Below are 15,866 nucleotides of genomic sequence, written 5' to 3'. Positions count from 1 at the left end.
GCCCCATGTTCCAGTCCGGCTCGGGGAGCAGGGCCGCTACGACGCCAGCGCCTGCCCCAATGCCACGCCATCCTCGTCCGCCAGCGCTGCTTCGCGCAGGCGCCGGATGCCCGCGGCGTCCAGCCCGCCGGCGCGGTAACGATCGGTGATGCGGGTGTAATTACCCAGTCCGCGCGCGAACGTGTCGCCATAGCCCTTGATCAGCCGCTGGCATTTGACGAGTTCTAGGCCGGCGTCTGGCGCGGCGTCGTGCACCAGCGCCAGCCAGTCCGCGATCCGCGCCTGTTCGTGGCCGTAGCGAAGGGTGCCGCGGCGCCAGCGGCGCATGGCGGCGAGCAACCACAGGACGATGAACCAGCGCACGCTGGTCGTCTCGACGTGGCGCCCCTTGCGGAACATGGGGGCGAGCCATTGGCCAAGACGCTCGCTGGCGAGGATGCGCCCGCCGAGCCAGCCCGGGAGCGTCTCGCAGATCTCCTCCAGGCGCGGGTGCATATATTCGGTGACGGCGATGATCTGGTCGGGCTTCGCCTTCACCTCGCCGCGCACGCGGGCGAGGCGCGTCTCGCGCACCTTAAGGTCGGCGACGCGGATCGTGTCATCATAGGCCATCCATAGCGCGAGATGGCGGGCGGCTTCGGTCAGCACCGCGGGATCGTCGCTCAGGGCGACGAGCCGGTCGAGGTACAGGCCGGCGTAAGCGGCGTCCTGATAATCCATCAGGCGGCGAACGCCCTCGATGGCGAAGGCGTGCGCCTCGACCGGCAGTTGCGCCTGTATCCGGGCGAGCAGCACACGGCCGGCAGGGGAGGTCGGCACGGTCGCGGGCGCGGCGACCAAGGCCGGCTCGGGACGGCCCTGGGCGGCTTCGAACCCTGCATCGAACCCTTTTAGGCTCGCCTCGACCGCCTTGCCGCCAGCGCGGATCGCGGCCTCATACGCCTCGCGCGGGAAAGGGAGCGCCTCGCTGCCGGCCAGCGCGCCGAACATGACGGAGCTGATCACCGTACCGGCACGGTCGGCGGCGGCGTCCATGTCGAAGCCGATGAAGCGCCTCGACCGTTCCCGCGCGGCCGCGACGATCCGCTCGCCGCTGGCGCGGCCGTCGCCCATCGCCGACTTCTCGTCGATGGCATAGACGCGGTGGGTGGAGCCGATCAGCACCGTCTGCTTGCCGACGAAACCGCGCAGGATCGCGCGGCCGGCCTCCATCAGCTCGGACGCGACGACCACGTCGACATCGCCCGGCACGGGGGTGAGCGCCAGCACCGGCTCGCTGGCGCCGGCTGGGATCATCTCGACATAATAGATCGTGGCGCCGGTGCGCTGCGCGACGCCCGGGACCGAGGTTCCTTGCGCGACATAGCCGTTCGCTTCGCCGAGCTGCACCACCCAGTCGGCAAGCACGCCGCCCCCTTGGCCACCGAGGCCCAGGATGGCGATGGTGATGCGCCGACCCGTCTTCGAAATCTCTTCCATCAGAATGCCCTCGCGGCGATCGAGCGGCTGGTGCGCCGCTGCAGCGCGCCGATCACCCAGTCGCGGACCCGCTGCCGCCACCGGTCGCGGCGGTCGGGATTGGCGATGATCTGGGCCTTGTAGAAGCTGGGGCAGAGCACCGCGGCATGGCTCACCTCGCCGCAGACGCCGCAGCCAACGCAGCTGTTCTCGACATACGCGATCGGATCCTGGCGCAGCGGATCGGGATTGGGCTTGATCGTCAGCGAGGGGCAGCCGGAGAGACGGATGCAGCTATGGTCGCCGGTGCAGGTGTCGGGATCGACGCCGAACCGCTCGCGCACGACGCGCTCGCCGTTCTTGATCGCCTTGGCCATCAAGGGCTTTACGCGGCGCTGGCGGTTGAGCTGGCATTCGGACTGGGCGACCAGCACCTTGGGGCCCTTTTCGGGCGCGACCAGCGCATCGCGGATGGCGTCTCGCATGCCGGCGACGTCATAGGTGCGCGTCATTGTCTTTGCCCAGCCGATGCCGACGCCGCGCACCGCCTTTTCGATCGGGTTATTGGTCTTGCGATGCGGCGGTTTCGCGCGGGACGAGAGGATATCCTGGCCGCCCGTGGCGGCGGAATAGCCGTTGTCGACGATGATGGTAAGGTTATCGTCCTGGTTGAAGACGGCGTTGCCGATGCCGGAGGTGAGGCCGTTATGCCAGAAGCCGCCATCACCCATGATCGCGATCGCGCGCTTGTCGCGGGGCTTGAAGGCGGAGGCGCCGGCGGTGCCCAGGCCATAGCCCATCGTCGTGTTGCCGATATGGAAGGGCGGCAGGATCGAGAACAGGTGGCAGCCGATATCGGCCGAGACGTGAAACGCGCCGAGTTCCTTCTGCACCAGCTTCATCGCGGAGAAGATCGGGCGCTCGGGGCAGCCGGTGCAGAAGCCGGCGGGGCGTTGCGGGACCATCGCGGGTGACAGCGCGGGCGCGGGGGCGGGTGCTGCCTCGGGCGGCGCGCGGTCGGGGGCATGGGCACGGAGGAACTTGGCGATGCCGTCGCGGATCACCGCGCCGCCATATTCGCCGGCGCGGGGGAGGACGTCCTTGCCGACGATCTTCGTCTGGAGATCGGCGCGGCGGACGAGCGTGTTGAGCTCGTGCTCGATGAATTCGGGCTGGCCTTCCTCGATCACCAGCACCGCGCTCTTGCCGGCGCAGAAGTCGCGGACCTCGTCGGGGATCAGGGGGTAGGTGACGTTGAGGACGTAGATCGGCAGCTTCGCATTGCCATAGGCGTCCGACAGGTCGAGCAGTTCGAGCGCGCGGTTCAGCGAGTTGAACAGGCCGCCCTGCACGATGATGCCGATGTCGTCGGTGGCGGTACCGAAATGCTCGTTGAGCTTGTGCGTGCGGATGAAATCGAGCGCGGCGGGCCAGCGCCGTTCGATCTTCTCGACTTCGTGGAGGAAGTTCGCCGGCGGGAGCACGATGCGGTCGGTGTCCCGCACCGGGGCCTCGGCGGCGTCGGCCACCGTCAGCGGCGGGCGCTTATTGTCCCTGGCGACGAAGCTGCCGGTGACGTGGCAGGCGCGCACGCGCAGTTCGAGCATCACCGGCGTGTTTGATGCTTCGGAGAGCTGGAAGCCCTTTTCCACCATGTCTACGATCGCGGTGAGGTTCGGCCGCGGATCGAGCAGCCACATCTGCGACTTCATCGCGAAGGCGTGGGTGCGCTCCTGCATGATCGAGGAACCTTCGCCGTAATCTTCGCCGAGGATGACCAGCGCGCCGCCGGTGACGCCGCCCGACGCGACATTGGAGAGCGCATCCGACGCCACATTGGTGCCGACGACTGACTTCCACGCCACCGCGCCGCGCAGCGGATAATTCACCGAGGCGGCGAGCATCGCGGCGGCGGTCGCCTCGCTGGCGGAGGATTCGAAGTGCACGCCCAGTTCGCGCATCAGGTCGTTCGCGTCGGCGAACACGTCCATCAAATGGCTGATCGGCGAGCCCTGATAGCCGCCGACATAGGCGACGCCCGATTGCAGCAGCGCCTTGGTGACGGCGAGAATGCCCTCGCCGTGGAAGACGTCGCCGTCGCCGAGCCTGAGCTGCTCGACCTCCGCCTTGAACGACCGCTCCGCCATCGCCTCAGCCGGCCACGAAGGCGAGGACGCGCAGCGGGCTGCCCGAGCCGCCGGCGATCTTGAGCGGAGTCGCCACGACCAGCGCGCCGGTCGGCGGAAGGAGATCGAGGTTCGCCAGGCATTGCAGGCCGTAGCGGCCCGCGGCGTGGAAGAAGCTGTGCGCCGGATATGCCGGCTCCAGCAGATGCGCCTGGCCGGCATCGGTGCCGATCGTCTCCACGCCAAAGCCGTGCGCATCGCGCTCGTCGACGAGGAAGCGCACCGCCTCCACCGACGGGCCGGGCGTGTGCGCGCCGTCCTCGCGGCGGTTGGTGTAGGCTTCGCCCTCGCGCTTCGACCAGTCCGTGCGCAGCATCACCCAGCTGCGCGGCGGGATCTGGCCGTATTCGGCCTCCCATGCCTCGATATCTTCGACGGTGAGGAGATAATCGGGGTCCGCGGCGCATTGGGTGCTGATGTCGATCACCACCGCGGGAGCGACGAAATCGGCGGGCGGCACGGTATCGAGCGCGTTGTTGGGCAGATCCTTGCCAGTGACCCAATGGATCGGCGCATCGAAATGCGTGCCGGTATGCTCGCCGACGGTGAAATTGTTCCAATACCAGGCGACGCCGCGTTCATCGTAGCGCGAGATTTCCTGCTGGCTGAAGCCGGCGCACTGGCCGAACTCGGGCGGCAGGACGAGCGTGGGCGTGTCGGGCGACAGCGTCTGCGTGAGGTCGATCGTGCGGATCGCGCCGGTGGCGATGCCGGTGGCGAAATCGTTGAGCGTCTGGCTGGTCATGCGTGGTCCTTTCGGGGCCAATGCGTGCGAGGATGACGCGGCGAGCGTGCGGCTTCAACGGCAAGATCGTTGCGCCATACGCGACGATTCCGCGTCATCGTTGCGTCACATGGAAGCAAAAAGCGCTTGTGCGGTCAACGTAAACATGCGCTAAATCACGTGCAATTCGTTATATTGAGAAATGGGGGGTCGGCGATGGCGGATCGGCGGATGGTGCGCGCGTGGGTGTCGGGGATGCTCGGGGCGGTGGTTTTGTCGTCGCCGGTGGTTGCTCAAACGAAGCGCGCCATTCCCGAGACGACCGACGATGTGCGCCGCATCCCGATCCCGCCGATCGATCGCAGCCGAGAGCCGATCCTGGTGCTGACCGGCGGCACGTTGATCGACGGTCGCGGCGGTGCGCCGATCGCCAATGCGGTGGTGGTGACGCAGGGTGACCGCATCCTCGCCGCCGGCCCGGCCGCGAGCACGCCGGTGCCCGCCAATGCCGCGCGCACGATCGACGCCACGGGCATGTTCGTGATGCCGGGGCTGATCGACCTGCACATCCATTTCACGCAGCAGCGCGGGCCAAACATGGGGGCCTATTCGGACAGCCCGGCCGCCGCCGCGATCCGCGGCACGGCGCTGGCGAGCCAGCTGGTCGACGCCGGCATCACCGCCGCGCGCGACGTGGGGACGATGGACGACGTCGCGCTACGCATCAAGGAAGCGGTCGACCGCGGCATCATCCGGGGTCCCCGCGTCATGTGGAGCGGGCGGATCATCTCCAGCACCAGCGGCCATGGCGACGAAGTGACCTCGACCGCCACGGGGCGGCAGAAGCCGGGGCTGGGCGGCGCCTCACACGGCAACAACGGCCCGTGGGAATGGCGCGCAGCGGTGCGCGAGCAAGTGCGCGTGCTGGCCGACTGGATCAAGCTCGGCGCGCCGGGCGACCAGGAGGAAATCGCCGCCGCGATCGACGAGGCGCATTCGCTGGGCGTGCCGGTGGCGATCGACAGCTATGGCAAATACACCGACTGGGCGATCGCGGCCGGCGTCGACACGCTGGAGCACCCGCTCGACATGAGCGACCAGGCGGTGCCGCTGATGAAGAAGCACGGCACGGCGTTCGTGCCGACGATCGGCGCCTTCGATAACCTGCTGGAGGGCGGCTATCCGACCGCCGGCATCCCCACCGGCGGCTTCTACCACACCCATTCGCGCCGCTTCGTCATCGATCAAGGCGATCACCTGAAGCGCGTCGCCGAGGCGCATCGCGCGGGCGTGCCGATCGGGGTGGGGACGGACATCCCGTTCGAGAATGAAGTGCGCTACCCGGACGCTTATTTCCGGGAGCTGGATTATCTGCGGCAGGCGGGACTGAGCAACGCCGACGTGCTCGCCTCCGCAACGCGCGTTGGGGCGACAATCATGCGGATGGGCGACAAGCTTGGCACGGTGGAGCCGGGCAAGATCGCCGACCTGCTGGTGGTGGGCGCGAACCCACTGGCGGACCTCAAGAACCTGCGACAGGTGCGGTACGTGGTGGCGGACGGGAAGGTCGTGGTCGCGCGGTAAAGGGCTGGCGTTCTGTTGGTGGCTGCCCTTGCGGGGAGGGTGATGTCCGTTGTGGGTGGAAAGCGGGCGTTCGTTCCTAGCCGGCAAAGTGATAGGACGGCGGAGACAGTTTGCGACAGGCTACATGCAAATGCAGGCTTTCCGTGGTAATTACCAGATGCCGGAACTCGGACGCCTTCCACGCCCCATCGTGTTCAGCCAGTTGCCTGATCCACTCGGAAGAATGAACCTCAAGATAGGGCCAGCGACCACCCCAAGGAAAGCCGATCTTCGGAACAACTGCATTATCCTCCGTGATGCCGCTAAACTCCATGTTCTCGTCAAGAACTTGAAATGCGAATACATCCTCAAAGATGATAACGGCGCTGGCATTCTCTTCGCCTACGCCCGCCTCGTTCGTGAACCAAACGGTGGCGATAAGGCGCTTCTCACCGCCTTGCCAGCTTAGGTCGAAGATCAAGGCCTTCCGTCCGATAAGGGCGGGAGCCGGATGCCATTGCTCAACGATCCCATAGGTCATGAGCACTTGCCTGCCTTCACGCGCAAGTGTGTTCAAGTGGGCGATTTCGGAACTGCCGCTTTCGGAAGCCGTCCCCGTGATAGCTGCCGGTCTGCTTTCGGGAAGCGTCTCGGCAATCGTGAGCGACCGAAAGGGGGTGGAAAGCGGACTTCGGCTATTTTGCCAAGCTAGCTTGCGCCTCGGCCACGATACCCTGCTCGATGTCCTCCGTATTTGTCTCGGTGTACGCCTCCATGCGCCAGCGTCCATCAAGGTAATGCTTGCCGACGCGGCTCTCCAAAAACGTCACGATCTTGGCGAGTTCGTCCTCTGTGAACTCCCAATTCACATGGTCTTCGTAGGCCTTCTGATACGTCGCCCGATGCTTCTCGTAGGCGCTCTTAAGTGCCGACATCCGCCGCTCGAATCCGCTACGCAGGTCTTCCGTTATTTGGCTGCCCGGCTTGATCGGCCACATGACCCCACCTGGTATGGCGTAACGCTCAAGGAAGCTTGCGCTATCAAGCTGATCTTGCCGCCCAATGGCCCGGAGAAACTGCCTGATCAGGACAAGCTTTTCCGCGCTTGCGGGTGCCTCGATCTTCGCAGCAGGGTAAGTCTGACTCGGAACGGATGGCTTGGTCGGCTCATCCGCCAGTGCGCTGCTCATCAGTGCTGCCGTGCCAAGCCAATATGCGATCATGCCATCAAGTTGAACCGGAACGGCGATGTCCGCAACTGGGCGTTTTCGGCCCGGCCGCTTTCGGGATCGTCCCTGCCCATTGCGGACGGCGGTAGTTGGGCAGGTTAGCTGCCGTTGGCCAGAACCCGCTGCGCGACATTTGCTCGATCATCGCGCATCGCCGGATCGTATCTAGATGTAGCTCTTTAAAACCCTTTCGATCGCGTCTCCTTCCGCACCCGCTTGGGAAACACTTTCGCTTATCGCATTATAACTGTCCCAATTCAGCATATCATCAAAGTAAAGCATGTTATAGAACAAGTTTTGTCGTGCCCTCTGTTTCCCTGTTAGGGAGAAATCATTTCTATCGATAAATTTTGCAACTTCACGGCGGCAAGTCAAATCTTCACTCTCATAAGCCGCGACCGCACGAGCCTCGAAAGCGTTGAAAGGTCCTAGTAGAAGAACAAGGTTATACGCTAATTCAGACGATTTAAGAAACGGATTCCCTTTCTGTAGAATCTCAAAGTCATCATCGGAAAAGTCTATCATCGGTATTTTCCTCCTTTCTAGTATTTACAATAGAGTCAGCGGCTGCGTTCGTCCGCCCTTGGGCGTTTTCAGCCCGGCAGCATTCGGGATCGTCGGCGGTATTCATAGACGCCCGGAACGTGGTGGATGCGGTCATTGTCAAGCGAGCACGGCTTCGGCATCGTTGATGGATGTTTCAAGCGCTCCGATTGGCTATGCTTGTTGCTGCTCCGCTTGCCACCCCGGCGTGTGTAGGCCGAACAGCCCCGACGCCGTTTGGCGTGACCATTCGGGGGTCTGCCTCCGCCTGCAACATCGAGGTTGGAGGGGAAAAAGTTACGACGGATGAATTGCTGGTTCTCGGTCGTTCAGCGGTAAAGTCCGCACAACGCGCCTATGTCGAACAGGACATGGCGGAAGTTCCTTGGCGTTGCGTCGCTGGTGTAATCTACGCGCTGCAAATGGCAGGTTTCAAGATTGTCAACGTAACGGGGCGTGAGCGCTGAACCGGAAGTGGCGCAACGTCCGCAAGCCGGCGTCTTCAGCCCGGCCTGTTTCTCTCAGCTTTCCGGCGACCACGGGCGCCCGGAGTTGGCGGGAAAGCGACCATTGCGGGCATTGAGGTAGAGTGAGATCTTGTTGGCGCAGCGTCGAGGGAGATCGCCATGCTCGAAGGTTTCGCGCTCCTCGCAGCCATGATCTCACAGCAGGTGCCGCCTGTTCCCGGTGGCTGCACCGAGCCTGCGGCCGAGAACAGGGGGAAGTCGGGCTGCTTCCTGAGCACGGAGATCTCGCTCGGCTCGCCTCCCGCGACGCTCTACTGGCACATCGTTCCCGCCAGGAACGAAGCGGACGCACATCGGCTTGGTAGAGGGCGCGCCTGGAGCGTCGCCGTGCAGGCTCATGACCGCTGGTGGCTGTACGTCCTGTCTGCGCAGAAAGTCGTCAGGTCATTGCCGCCGCATCATGTCGCGGGGCCATTTCATTCGACAAAGGGAAAGCCAATCACGGCCCGGTTCATGGAATCATGGTTCCCGGCCGGCATGCGCACGCGCGTGCACAGCCACTCCGGGCCCGAGGGCTTCTACGTTATCGACGGTGAGCAATGCACGCAGAGCCCGACCGATCGGCGCGTCATCAAGGCCGGTGAAAGCTATATCGTGCCGGGTGGCGCACACCTGCAGGCGGCACCAAAAGGGCGCCGCAGCCTCGTGCTGATCCTGGCACCTGCGGGCGAGCCCTGGATGCGCCTGAACGACGATTGGAAAGGCAGCGATTTCTGTCGCTGAACATCCGCTAGGCGGCGATCCCGGACGGTGGAATCGGCTGAGACGGCTATTCGCCAGCAGATACCCTTTCACCATCCTCGCGCAGGCGGGGATCCGTGGTCTCCGGGCAGCGCAAGAGGAGCGCGTCCGGAAAGCGGAGTGGAGGGGAAGGCGGCGGAGGGTAGCGCCCGTGGCGTTCCCTCCATCATGCTGGCGCATGGAGGGAATGATGGGCGTACCCGCCCGCTTTACTCGATCGGCAGCTTGCTCAAATTCGCGCCGATCTTGTGCAAGGTGCGCAGCAGGTGGGCGATGTCGCGGTTGCTGATGCCTTCCATGGCGCGGTCGAACTGGCGGCCGACGATGGGGGTCAGCTTGCGCAGCATCTGCTGGCCCGCGGGGCTCAGCGTCACGTCGGTGATGCGGTTGTCGTCGGCATTGGGCTCGGTGGTGACGAGGCCCTGTTCGACCATGCGGTCGATGATCCGGCTGACCGTGGAGCGCTTGGTCAGCGCGGCTTCTGCGATCGTGCCGATCGAGGCGGGTGCGCGTTCGCGCAGCACGGTGAGGATGCGATAAATGGGTTTGGACACGCCGTGCTTGTGCAGCACCTTGTCCATATCCTCATGATATTTGAAGTCGGCGTGAGCAATCAAGTAGAAGGGCGAATTCTCCAGCCGGAAACTCGGGCTGTTCGGGTCATAGCTACTGCGGTTTTCCATTCGATCCTCTGCCATGCCCCGGCTTCTCTGGCCGCCATTGCTGAAAGCTTAGGCGGGAACTTCTTTCCCGATCAAGCCGCCGGCCCGGCGCAGGACGCGACGGCTTCGACACGGAGCCGGAAATTAGCCGAAGGCATGTGCTTTTGCACGTAATTTCTGATCTCTGCGTTAGTGGATTCGTGCGGCAGGCTGATGACACGGGAGCAAGAAAACGCCCGCGCCGGGGAGCGGCGCGGGCGCTGGATCGTGGCGGCAAAGGCGTGTCAGTCGAGCGCGGCGGTCGCCTCGATCTCGACCAGGAAATCAGGCAGCGCGAGCGCGGCGACGCCGATGAAGGTGTTGGGGGCCGGCATCGCATCGCCGTAGAAGGCGCCGATCGCGCCCAGCACGGGGCCGAGCTTGTCGGGGCTGTGATCGACGACATAGGTGCGCAGCCGCACGACGTCGGCAGGCGTCGCGCCGGCTTCTTCGAGGACGGCCTTGAGGTTGGCGAGCGCCTGAGCGGTCTGTGCGGCGAGATCGCCGGCGCCGACGACATTCCCGTCCTTGTCCCACGCCACCTGCCCCGCGAGGTGGAGCGTGCGGCCGCCCGCCTGCAGGCTGGCGTGCGAGAAGCCGTAGCCGACCGCATCGTAGAGGCCGGCGGGGTTGATCTTGGTATTGGCCATCGGGCGGTCTCCTTCAGTCGACGATTTCGAGCTGGTGCCCGAAGGGATCGAGCACATAGACATTCTTCTTGCCGGCGAGCGGGCCGGCATCGATGTGGATGATCTCCGACGCGGTGCAGCCGTGCGCGGTGAGATAGGCGATCGCGGCCTCGACATCGTCGACCTTGAGGCCGAGGTGATGCCCGCCGCGATCGCAATTGCGCGGCAGATCCTGGCGGCGGTCGACAGGCTTGTCGTACTGGACCAGCTGGAAGTTCATGTTGTCGGTGAGCTTCATCATCACCAGCGTGAGCCGGGCGCCGGGGACGCCGACATGCGTTTCCATCCAGTCGCGGCCCTGATCGTCCAGCGGGATGTCGGCGGCGTCCATCGGCCCCATGCGGAACAGCTCCTCGGCACCGATCACGTCGCGGTAGAAGGCGACGGCGACGTCCAGGTCGGGCACCGTCCAGGAGATATGGTCGACCGAGAGGAAGCGGGGCTTGGGCGGCGCGGCGCTCATGGCAAACTCCTTGAGGATGAGGCGCCAGTGTGCGGGGGCGGCGGCGCGCAGGCAATTCGGCGGCGGCGCAAACATCGTTGCCTCGGTTGCAACGGTCAGGCCCGGCACTCAGGCGAGAAGGTCGCCGATCGCGACCGGGCGGGCGGGAAAGCGCGCGGTGAAGCCTGGGTCGCCAGGTCGGCCTGCGTCGGCCAGAAGGCGCAGCAGCGTGGGCTCGCAATTGCGCCCCTGGCACAGGCCCATGCCGCAACGCGTGGCGAGCTTGACGGCGTTGGCCGAGGCGCCGGTCGCGACAGCCTGCTCAATCGGGGCGAGCGGCACATCCTCGCAGCGGCAGATCAACGTGTCGGGCTCCGGCCCGGGCAGGTAGGCGCGCGGGTCCGCGACGGCGTCGAGCATCGAAGCGAAGGCGCGGTGCTGCGCGAGTGCGCGGCGGGCGGGGCGGGCGGCGGTCTCGGCGGCGGCGGGCGTGACCAGACCAAGGTCGAGCGCGATGCCCAGCCCGGCGATGGTGCCTGCCGCCCGCGCCGCTTCCGCGCCGGCAACACCGGTTACTTCGCCCGCGACATGGATGCCGGGTGTCGAGGCGCGCATCCAGGCGTCATGCGTGGCGCGCCAGCCGCCTGCCGGCCCGGCCGCGACGACCTGCGCGCCGGCCATGCGGGGAAGGACGGATTGCGGCACGAAGCCATAGCACAGGCCGATCGCATCGCAGGCGATCGTGCGGGCGCTGGTTTCGGCGGCCTCGACCTGGTCGGTGCCGATGACGCGAGCAAGGCCGGTGCCGAAGTGGACGGGCACGCCGGCGCGGCGCAGCGTGCGCATGGCGCCGCCCCCGGCGAGAAGATCGCGCGCGCGGCGCACCGCCGTCGCGGGCGCACGGAGCAAGGGGGCGAGCATTGCGCGCTGCGGCTGGGCGAACAGCACCGCCGCGACGCTGCCGCCGGCGTGAATGATCTGTTCGGCGATGACGAGCTGCAGCGGGTGCGTGCCGGCGAGCAGGATCCGCTCGCCGGCCAGGATGTGCTGGCTCTTGAGCAAAGCCTGGATCCCGCCTGCGGCATAGACGCCGGGCAGCGTCCAGCCGGGGAGCGGCACGGCAAGATCCTGGCACCCCGAAGCGATCAGGATGTGCCTGGCGGCGATCGCCTGCGTGCCGTCCGGCCCGTGGACGAGCAGGCGGCCGGGCTGGCAATCGAGCACCGATCGGCCGCCGAGCCACGCGATGCCGTCGAGCGCCTCGAAGCGGCAGAGCTGGTGCTTGAGCGCGGCATAACTGCGGCCCGGCAGCCAGTCCGCACCGCGGCGCGGCGGCTGGCGAAGGATCTGGCCACCGGGGCGCGGTTGTTCGTCGATCACCGCGATCGACACGTCGTGAGCCGCGAGCACCAGCGCCGCGGCCTGGCCGGCGGGGCCGCCGCCGATGATCGCGACGTCGAGGGAGAGGGGGTCAGCCAAGGGTCGTGAGCTCCAGCCCGTCGGTCGCTTCGACCAGGCAAGCGCGAACACGGCGGCCGCTGCGCGCGAGCGTGACGGTGCATTCGCCGCAACTGCCCATGTTGCAGAACAGGCCACGCGGGCGCCCCTGCGTGTCGCGGCGAAAGGCGATGCGCCCACCCGCGAGCATCGCGGCGGCGATCGTTTCACCCGCGGCGGCGACCAGCGGCTCGCCATCGACGATCAGCGTGACCGTCGAGGCTTCGGCGGAGGTGCGTCGCGCGCTCACCCCATGAACCCGTTCAGATGCTCGAACCGGGCGGGCGAGACGATCGCGAGCTCGGGAACCGACTGCCCGCTCATCGCGCCGGCGAGCAGACGGGCGAAGGTAAGGCCGAGGGTGAAGGCCGATCCGCCCGCCGCAACGTACAGCCCGGGCATGCGCGGCACTTCGCCGACGATCGGAAGCTGATCGGCGGAGATGGCGGTGACGCCCGTCCAGCTGCGCAGCAGATCAAGCCCGGCAATGGCCGGCACCGTGTCGGTCGCGGCGCGCAGGTTGCCGGTGAGCGAGTCCGGGATCAGCGAGGCCTTGCGCGACAGGTCGAAGCCGCCGGCGTTCTGAGCGAGGCGCGAGGGCCAGCCGCCGCCGATCAGCAGATTGCCGGCATAGGTCTGTTTCAGCGACAGGCGGCGGCCGACGTGCTGAACGAGGTGCGACACCAGCGGCGCGGTGCGCACCGTGGCGTTCATCAGCAATGCGACGGGATAGAGCGGCATGTGGAGGTTCGCGCGGGCGCACAGCGGCGCCGTCCACGCCCCTGCCGCGACGAGCACGCGATCGGCGGCAAACGACCAGCCGCTGCCGCCGAGCCGGAAGCCGGCACCGTGCCGGGCGATGGTGGCGACTGGCGTGTGCATGCGCAGCTCGGCGCCAGCCGCGCGTGCCGCGGCGGCCAGCGCGGGCGTGATTGCCTTGGGATCGGCATGACCTTCGTCGCGCGCGAGGTTGGCGGCGAGAATGCACTCCGACAGATAGGGCGCATGGGTGCGGGCAATGGCGCCGTCGACTGTTTCGACCGATAGCCCCTCGCGCCGCTCGCGATCCGCCTTGCGCTCCAGCAGCGCCACCTGTTCAGGCGTTTCCGCGACCATCAGCCCGCCCTTCATGGCGACGTGGAGCCTGGCGCCAAGCTCCCGCTCGATCCCGCGCCAGTCCTCGACCGCAAGCCGGCTGAGCGCGACGATGCCGGCGGCCTGGTCGGCCAGCGCATCGCCGTTTTCGAGAAAGCGACGCTCGATCTGGAAGTGGAGCGAGCCGGCATTCTGGCCCGAGGCGCCGGTGTTGACGTCACCGGCCTCCAGTAAAACCACCGACGCGCCAGCGAGCGCCAGGCGCCAGGCGGTGGCGCAGCCGATCAGCCCGCCACCGATGATCGCCACGTCCGCCCGGTCCATGGAGCCTAGATGCGCCCGAGTTCGACCAGAGTCTCCCGGATTATTTCCGCATCCTCCGCCGACACATCGCGGAGCGGCGCGCGGACATAGCCGCCGGGCAACCCTTGCGCATTGAGCGCCGCCTTCAGGATCGCCGGGCCGGAGCCGAAGCGGCCGACCAGTTCGGGCGTGTACCATTGATCGAGGATCACCCGATCCTGGCGACCGCAGGCGCGTGCGCCCTCCACGTCGCCCGCCCATAGCTTGTTGTAGAAATCGGGATGGGTGCGGCCGAGCACCGCGCCCGCGCCCATCGTGCCGTCGCCGCCATGCGCGCGCAGGAATGTGAGGCCGTGTTCGTCCATCGAATGACCGAACACGCGCACCTCGTCGTTGAGCGCGAAGAAGGTGTCGATGAAGCGGCGCAGGTTGCTGGTCGACTGTTTGATCGCGACGACATTCTCCAGCGCCGCGATCCGCTTCAGCAGGTCGAGCGGCATGTCGATCCCGGTGCCCGGTGGCCAGTTGTAGACGCAGATCGGCAGCGGCGTGGCGGCGGAGAGATCGGCGTAGAAGCCCAGGATCTCCTCGTCCGACGGCTTGTAGTAGGGCGGCGGGGTGACCACGATCCCGTCGAAGCCGCTCGCCGCGGCATGATCGGCAAGCGCCAGCACCTGGCGCGGCGTATAGGCGGTACAGCCGGCCAACAGCGGCAGCTTGCCCTTGAGCTGCGCACCGGCGGCAGCGAACAGTTCGGCACGTTCCGGGTCCGAAAGGCTGGGCCATTCGCCGGTGGTGCCGGCGATCAGCAGGCCATGCATCCCCTCGCCGTGCAGCCATTCGAGCAAGCCGCCCAGCGCCTTCAGGTCCAGATTGCGTTCCGCATCAAAGGGCGTGGTGATTGCGGGTATATAGCCACGCCAATCCGCGCGCGATCGCTTGTTCATCGGTTCCCTTCCCCGCGGGCGATTGCCCTTCCGATAGCCGTAACGGGGAAGCGAATGTCGCAACAAGGGCAACGAAGCGCGAATCATGTTGCGATCCGCGCAACTTATGTCAGTCTTCATTCTGTCACATCACCGGGGGGTGAATCATGTGGGACGGTGCACTTCAGTATTTCTATGAAGCGGCGAACCTTGGATCGATGCGTCTGGCCAGCGACAAGATCGGCGTCGCGGTATCCTCGATCAGCCGGCAGATCGCGCAGCTCGAATATGAGCTGGGAGTGCCGCTGATCGAGCGGGGGCGGCGCTCGATCCGGCTGACCGAGGCGGGGCAGCTCGCCTATGAATATCACAAGAACCAGCTGGCCGGGCGCGAGGGGCTGCTGAACCAGATCCAGGAGCTGCGCGAGGTCAAGACCGGGCGGGTCGACCTGGCGATCGGCGAGGGATTCTTCGGGCCGCCGTTCACCGCGATGATCGAGGCGTTCCAGGCGAAGAACCCTGGGATCGCCGTGTCGGTCACCAGCTGCCCCAGCGCCGAGATCATCCGCATGGTGATCGAGGACGAGGCGCATATCGGCATGATCCTGTCGACCACCAGCGAGCCCAAGATCCGCACGCGGGCGGCGGTGGCGCAGCCGTTGCTGGTCTTGTGCGCGCCCGATCATCCGGCAGCGGCGATGGAGGCGTTGACCGTCGCCGATCTGGCCACGTTCGAAATGTGCCTGCCGCCGGGCGGCTTCCGCATTCGCGCGACGCTGAACGATGCGCAGAAGCGCGCGCAGGTGTGCCTGGAGCCGCGGCTGGTGACGACATCGATCGCGATGATGCGCGAAATCGCCAAGGGCGGGCGAGCGGTAACGGTGCTGCCGCGCATTTCCGCCATCGCCGAGCTGGAGGAGGGGTCGCTGGTCGCCCGGCCGCTGATCGACGATGCGATCGAGCATAGCACGGTCAGCCTGATCCATCGGCTCGGGCGACAGCTCGACGGGGCGCCGGCGCGGCTATTGGCGGTGATCGAGGCGAAGCTGAAGAGCTGGAGCTGGAGCTGAGGCGGGAAGGGCGGAGGGACTCGCCCTCTCCCCCTCATGCTGAGCCTGTCGAAGCACGTGCCCCGAGCGGTGTCGCCGGTGGCACGCCCTTCGACAGGCTAGGGCAACGGGTTGTAGCTGAAACCAAAATTTACCCGTCATGCCGGGCTTGTCCCGGCATCCACCCGCTCGC

General features: G+C 66.4%; 17 protein-coding genes. 4 read left to right on the top strand and 13 right to left on the bottom strand.

All coding sequences use genetic code 11. The features are described from left to right. Positions 1-36 precede the first annotated feature (36 nt). Genes BMX36_RS17185 through BMX36_RS17175 form a run of 3 tightly spaced genes read right to left on the bottom strand, consistent with a single transcriptional unit; the run spans position 37 to position 4,389 of the window. The gene (locus tag BMX36_RS17185) at positions 37-1,479 is read right to left on the bottom strand and encodes an indolepyruvate oxidoreductase subunit beta family protein (RefSeq protein ID WP_093067476.1); all 1,443 of its coding nucleotides are present in this window, start codon (positions 1,477-1,479) and stop codon (positions 37-39) included. Then, a complete protein-coding gene (locus BMX36_RS17180) occupies positions 1,479-3,605 on the bottom strand; it encodes an indolepyruvate ferredoxin oxidoreductase subunit alpha (protein ID WP_093067473.1) in 2,127 nt (708 codons plus the stop codon). The genes BMX36_RS17185 and BMX36_RS17180 overlap by 1 nt, the downstream gene beginning before the upstream one ends. A gap of 4 nt (positions 3,606-3,609) precedes the next feature. Then, positions 3,610-4,389, bottom strand: a complete 780-nt coding sequence (locus BMX36_RS17175; protein ID WP_066782136.1) for a cyclase family protein — start codon at positions 4,387-4,389, stop codon at positions 3,610-3,612. Positions 4,390-4,584: 195 nt separating this feature from the next. Between BMX36_RS17175 and BMX36_RS17170 the strand changes: the two genes are divergently transcribed. Beyond that, positions 4,585-5,952 (top strand): amidohydrolase family protein, encoded by a 1,368-nt coding sequence (locus BMX36_RS17170; RefSeq protein ID WP_093067471.1) that lies wholly within the window; start codon positions 4,585-4,587, stop codon positions 5,950-5,952. Positions 5,953-6,028: 76 nt separating this feature from the next. Here BMX36_RS17170 and BMX36_RS17165 read toward each other — a convergent pair whose 3' ends face one another. The 3 genes from BMX36_RS17165 to BMX36_RS21385 form a co-directional block, all read right to left on the bottom strand. Beyond that, complete coding sequence (locus BMX36_RS17165) at positions 6,029-6,472, bottom strand: hypothetical protein (RefSeq protein WP_093067468.1); 444 nt, start codon at positions 6,470-6,472, stop codon at positions 6,029-6,031. Between the two features lie 154 nt (positions 6,473-6,626). After that, complete coding sequence (locus BMX36_RS17160) at positions 6,627-7,121, bottom strand: DUF2059 domain-containing protein (protein ID WP_218142201.1); 495 nt, start codon at positions 7,119-7,121, stop codon at positions 6,627-6,629. Between the two features lie 204 nt (positions 7,122-7,325). Continuing rightward, positions 7,326-7,685, bottom strand: coding sequence for a hypothetical protein (locus BMX36_RS21385; RefSeq protein ID WP_143058606.1), 360 nt, complete (start codon positions 7,683-7,685; stop codon positions 7,326-7,328). A gap of 260 nt (positions 7,686-7,945) precedes the next feature. Between BMX36_RS21385 and BMX36_RS21380 the strand changes: the two genes are divergently transcribed. Beyond that, a complete protein-coding gene (locus tag BMX36_RS21380) occupies positions 7,946-8,170 on the top strand; it encodes a hypothetical protein (RefSeq protein WP_218142200.1) in 225 nt (74 codons plus the stop codon). Positions 8,171-8,329: 159 nt separating this feature from the next. Then, the gene (locus BMX36_RS17155) at positions 8,330-8,953 is read left to right on the top strand and encodes a cupin domain-containing protein (protein ID WP_093067461.1); all 624 of its coding nucleotides are present in this window, start codon (positions 8,330-8,332) and stop codon (positions 8,951-8,953) included. Positions 8,954-9,180: 227 nt separating this feature from the next. On the opposite strand, the gene BMX36_RS17150 is transcribed toward BMX36_RS17155, so the two are convergent. From BMX36_RS17150 to BMX36_RS17120, 7 genes are all read right to left on the bottom strand, one after another. Further along, on the bottom strand, positions 9,181-9,552 hold the full coding sequence (locus tag BMX36_RS17150) for a MarR family winged helix-turn-helix transcriptional regulator (RefSeq protein WP_177179202.1): 372 nt from the start codon (positions 9,550-9,552) through the stop codon (positions 9,181-9,183). 365 nt (positions 9,553-9,917) lie between these two features. Further along, the gene (locus tag BMX36_RS17145; RefSeq protein ID WP_093067458.1) at positions 9,918-10,322 is read right to left on the bottom strand and encodes a RidA family protein; all 405 of its coding nucleotides are present in this window, start codon (positions 10,320-10,322) and stop codon (positions 9,918-9,920) included. Positions 10,323-10,335: 13 nt separating this feature from the next. Continuing rightward, positions 10,336-10,824 (bottom strand): VOC family protein, encoded by a 489-nt coding sequence (locus BMX36_RS17140; protein WP_093067570.1) that lies wholly within the window; start codon positions 10,822-10,824, stop codon positions 10,336-10,338. Positions 10,825-10,932: 108 nt separating this feature from the next. Further along, entirely contained in the window at positions 10,933-12,282 is a 1,350-nt protein-coding gene (locus BMX36_RS17135) for an FAD/NAD(P)-dependent oxidoreductase (RefSeq protein ID WP_177179201.1), read from the bottom strand. Then, entirely contained in the window at positions 12,275-12,550 is a 276-nt protein-coding gene (locus BMX36_RS17130) for a 2Fe-2S iron-sulfur cluster-binding protein (protein WP_093067453.1), read from the bottom strand. The genes BMX36_RS17135 and BMX36_RS17130 overlap by 8 nt, the downstream gene beginning before the upstream one ends. Further along, entirely contained in the window at positions 12,547-13,719 is a 1,173-nt protein-coding gene (locus BMX36_RS17125; protein WP_093067450.1) for an NAD(P)/FAD-dependent oxidoreductase, read from the bottom strand. Before BMX36_RS17125 ends, BMX36_RS17130 begins: the two co-directional genes overlap by 4 nt. A 5-nt stretch (positions 13,720-13,724) precedes the next feature. Next, entirely contained in the window at positions 13,725-14,645 is a 921-nt protein-coding gene (locus BMX36_RS17120; protein WP_093067448.1) for a dihydrodipicolinate synthase family protein, read from the bottom strand. A 146-nt stretch (positions 14,646-14,791) separates the two neighbouring features. Here BMX36_RS17120 and BMX36_RS17115 point away from each other — a divergent pair, with 146 nt between their 5' ends. After that, positions 14,792-15,694 carry a LysR family transcriptional regulator gene (locus BMX36_RS17115; protein ID WP_093067445.1) on the top strand — a complete coding sequence of 301 codons (903 nt, stop codon included), beginning with the start codon at positions 14,792-14,794 and terminating at the stop codon, positions 15,692-15,694. Positions 15,695-15,866: the final 172 nt, after the last annotated feature.

It is taken from the genome of Sphingomonas sp. OV641 (assembly GCF_900109205.1).
Lineage (GTDB): Bacteria > Pseudomonadota > Alphaproteobacteria > Sphingomonadales > Sphingomonadaceae > Sphingomonas.
The sequence above is the reverse complement of the archived record's forward strand: the minus strand, read 5'-3'. Positions and strand labels throughout refer to the sequence as shown.